This window comes from Actinomycetota bacterium (genome assembly GCA_005774595.1).
GTDB lineage: Bacteria > Actinomycetota > Coriobacteriia > Anaerosomatales > D1FN1-002 > D1FN1-002.
Map to the genome: position 1 here is coordinate 1 of VAUM01000198.1, position 3,610 is coordinate 3,610.

The 3,610-nt window shown below is 71.2% G+C and carries 5 protein-coding genes; all 5 read right to left on the reverse strand.

The genetic code is table 11. The features are described from left to right. On the reverse strand, nt 1-561 hold a 561-nt coding region (locus tag FDZ70_07770; protein ID TLM73374.1), incomplete at its 3' end, for a hypothetical protein. Between the two features lie 11 nt (nt 562-572). Continuing rightward, nucleotides 573-1,256: a bacillithiol biosynthesis deacetylase BshB1 gene (locus tag FDZ70_07775; protein TLM73375.1), complete on the reverse strand. Its 684-nt coding sequence runs from the start codon at nt 1,254-1,256 to the stop codon at nt 573-575. Next, nucleotides 1,253-1,960, reverse strand: coding sequence for a glycosyltransferase family 2 protein (locus tag FDZ70_07780; protein TLM73376.1), 708 nt, complete (start codon nt 1,958-1,960; stop codon nt 1,253-1,255). The genes FDZ70_07775 and FDZ70_07780 overlap by 4 nt, the downstream gene beginning before the upstream one ends. A 4-nt stretch (nt 1,961-1,964) precedes the next feature. Beyond that, the gene (locus FDZ70_07785; protein ID TLM73377.1) at nt 1,965-2,423 is read right to left on the reverse strand and encodes an OsmC family protein; all 459 of its coding nucleotides are present in this window, start codon (nt 2,421-2,423) and stop codon (nt 1,965-1,967) included. Nucleotides 2,424-2,471: 48 nt separating this feature from the next. Beyond that, nucleotides 2,472-3,512, reverse strand: coding sequence for a type IV pilus twitching motility protein PilT (locus FDZ70_07790; GenBank protein ID TLM73378.1), 1,041 nt, complete (start codon nt 3,510-3,512; stop codon nt 2,472-2,474). Nucleotides 3,513-3,610: the final 98 nt, after the last annotated feature.

A 3,610-nucleotide genomic window follows, 5' to 3' on the forward strand; every position in this document is an offset into this window, starting at 1 on the left:
GTGCCGCGCGAGGGCCGGCGTCGGGAGGGTGCCGAGCGCGTCCGCCCCGGCGGCACGGAACGCGGCAGCCTGCGCCGCGTCGGGGGCGGGCGTGCAGCCGTAGCAGGCGCCGGGAGCGGCCACCGCCAGCGTCGCTCGGCAGCGCGCGGCCTCCGGCCGCATGCAGGGGAACACCGCGGCGACCGTGTCGAAGCCGTCCGAGTCGACCACCAGATCGATCGCGGTCGCGCCGGTGTCATCGGCGAGGCGCTGGAGCAGGAAGTCCTTCACCCATACCCCGGGGTGGTAGAGCTCCGGCTGGTGGCCGGTCATGACGAGGAGCCCCGCGGGGTCGGCGGCCGCCACGGGCACGCCGATGCGAGCGGAGAAGGACGCCGCGGCATCGCAAGCCTCGCGCCTCGCGAGGGCGCGAAGCTCCGCTGCGGGCAGGCCGCCGATACGGGCGTCCCACGCCGCCGCCGCGGCCCGGTTCGCCTCGGCGATCGACGCCCAATCGGCGTAGGGCGGCTGTACGAGCAGCTCGCCGTGCCCCTGCGGGACGCTCGGCCTGGCGTGCGCCACCTTCGCCGCGCCTAGAGGAACGCCTCGGGCCCCGGCACGCACGGGGTCTCGAGCGCGAAGAAGGGCTCCGCGGCCGCCACGCGCGCCATCGCGCCCCAGTGGGCCGCGGTCGCCTCGATCATCGGTATGGCGCCAGCGTTCGCCTCATTCACCTCGAACTGCGAGCGATAGCAGCGCAGCGCAGCGGCCTTGGCGGCCATGTCCGCGGTGACGTCCACGCAGAACGAAGGCCGGGCGACCACGCGCAGATGCACCGCGAGGTACCGGTACGCACGCGGGACGAAGTGCGGCTCCCCTGCCATCGGCGTCTTCGTGAACTTGCCGTAGAACCGGGCGGCTTCCGCGATCGACGCCGCGGCGACGTGGTCGGGGTGGGCGTCGACCGGGTACGGCATGAACAGCATCTCCGGCCGCAGCTCGCGGATGACCTCGGCGAGCGCGGTCCGCGCCTCGACGGTGTCGAACAGCTCGCGGTTGGGAAGGTCGAGCGTGACCCGCCCGCAGCCGAGGACCGCGGCCGCCTCGGTCGCCTCGGCCGCCCTCGTCTCGGGGGTGCCGTGCGGCGTCGGCTCGCCGTTCGTCAGGTCGACGATCATCACGCCGAGCCCGCGGCGGACCATGCCGGCCACGGTGCCGCCCATGCCGATCTCCACGTCGTCGGGGTGTGCCCCCACGCAGACGGCGTCGACGCTCACTCGTCACTCCCCACCGAATCACGCCACACACGCAGGTAGTACTCGAGCCGCTTGCCGGGGTCGTCCAGGTCCTCGCCGAACGACCGGTCGCCGGTCACGTAGATGCGCTCGACCGCGACCTCGCGGACCGAGAGGCCGGCCTTCCATGCCTGCGCCCACAGCTGCATGGGGAATGCATACCCCTGCTCGGACAGCGCGAGCGCGTCGAGGGCCGGGAGGTGGTACGCCTTGAAGCCGCAGAACGCGTCGGTGAGCCCCCACCCGGTCACGCGGTTGACCTCGGCGGTCACCTGCTCGTTGATGCGCCGGCGCTCCTCGGGCGCCTCGCCGGCCGAGCCGCTGTCCGGCAGGTACCGGCTGCCGGAGATGATGTCGCCCCCGGCCATCAGCTCCGCGAAGAACTGCGGGATGTGCGCCGGCTCATGCTGGCCGTCGCAGTCCATGGTCACGAGATACTCCAGGCCGATGAACCGCGCGTACGCGAGGCCGTCGATCAGCGAGCGCCCGTAGCCGAGGTTCTCGGGGTGCCAGAGGGGCAGGATGTCGTCGCGCTCGGCCAGGACGGACTGCGTCCCGTCGGTCGAGCCGTCATCGACCACGAGGACCTCGCCGTGGTAGTGGACGCGGACCGCGTCGAGCACGGCGCCGACGGTGGCCGCCTCGTTGTAGACCGGCATGAGCACCGCATAGTCGTACTCGCCCATGCGCTCAGCCCTCCTCGGCGGCGGCCGGCCCGCCTGCCCCGCCGTCCTCGACGATGCGGAACGAGGCGGTCACGACAACCTGCGGACCGAACATCCCCTTCACGGAGCAGTACTTCTCCTCGGACAGCTCGATCGCGCGCTCGACCGCGGCCGGGTCGACCCCGTGCCCGGTGACCACGTACTCGAGCGTCACTTCCTCGTAGTAGTGCGGGTAGTCGTCCTCGCGCTGCGTCCCGCCGACCACGATCTCGACACCCGTGAACGGCTGGCGCTTCTTCTCGAGGATGGAGACGACGTCCATCCCCGTGCATGCCGCCAGCGCGTAGAGCACGAGCTCGACCGGACGGGGGCCGGCGCCCTCCCCCTTGTACGCCGCGGGTGCGTCCATGACGACGCCGTGCCCGGCCTCGTCCCACCCGACGAACTGGCGATTGCCGTTCCAACGCACGCGGACGGTGTCCACGGCGGTCTCCTCTCAGAGCAGCGCGCGGGCCGATGCGGCCGTCGGCGCCTACGGCATCTTCCGGCCGACCATGCCTGCCAGCTCGCGGGGGTTCTGCGCCTTGCCGATGGCCTCCTCGAACGAGCACTTCCCGCCCTGCAGCAGGTTCTTCAGCGACTGGTCCAACGTCTGCATGCCGAGCGACGCACCGCCCTGGATGATGGTGGGCATCTGGTGCGTCTTGCCCTCGCGGATGAGGTTCCGGATGGCGGGGATGCCGAGCATGATCTCCATGGCCATCACGCGGCTGCGGCCGTCGGTCGAACGGAGCAGCACTTGTGAGAGCACGCCCTCGAGCGTGTTCGACAGCTGCATGCGCACCTGCTGCTGCTGATGCGGCGGGAAGACGTCGATGATGCGGTCGATGGTCTCGGGGCCGCCGGTCGTGTGCAGGGTGGCGAGCACGAGGTGGCCGGTCTCGGCCGCCGTGATCGCGGCGGAGATCGTTTCGAGGTCGCGCATCTCGCCGACGAGGATGACGTCCGGGTCCTGTCGCAGCACGCGCTTGAGCGCCGAGGAGAACGAGTGCGTGTCCTCACCGATCTCGCGTTGGTTCACGTACGCCTTCTTGTTGCGGTGCATGAACTCGATCGGGTCCTCCATCGTGATGATGTGGAGCGACCGGGTCGCGTTGATGTGGTCGACCATCGCCGCGAGTGTGGTGGACTTGCCAGAGCCGGTCGGGCCGGTGACGAGCACGAGACCGCGCGGGCGCTCGGCGAGGTACCGGCAGACCTTCGGCAGGCCGAGCTGCTCGAACGTCGGGATGTTGATCGGGATGACGCGGAAGACCGCGCCCATCGAGTTGCGCTGCTGGAAGACGTTCGCGCGGAAGCGGGACAGGCCCGGTATCGAGTAGGCGAAGTCGAGCTCGAGCTCCGTCTCGAACCGCTTGCGCTGCTCCTCGGAGAGCAGCGACAGCAGCATCGCCATCGTGTCCTTCGGCGAGAGCGCCTTGTGGTTCTCGACGGGCACGATCTCGCCACGGATGCGGATGCCGGGGGGGCTGCCGACCGTGACGTGGAGGTCGGAGCCGCCGCGCTCGATCATCAGCCGCAACAGGTCGTCGATGTGCGGCACGTCGCCGCCCGCGTCGGGCGCGGCGGCGGCGGACGGCGCCGGAGCCGGCGCGCCCCGCTGCGCGACGG

What these genes read in the sequence shown, in the direction of transcription:
- FDZ70_07780 (TLM73376.1), bottom strand. Translation starts at nt 1,960, where the DNA reads ATGGGCGAGTACGACTATGCGGTGCTCATGCCGGTCTACAACGAGGCG.
- FDZ70_07790 (TLM73378.1), bottom strand. Translation starts at nt 3,512, where the DNA reads ATGATCGAGCGCGGCGGCTCCGACCTCCACGTCACGGTCGGCAGCCCC.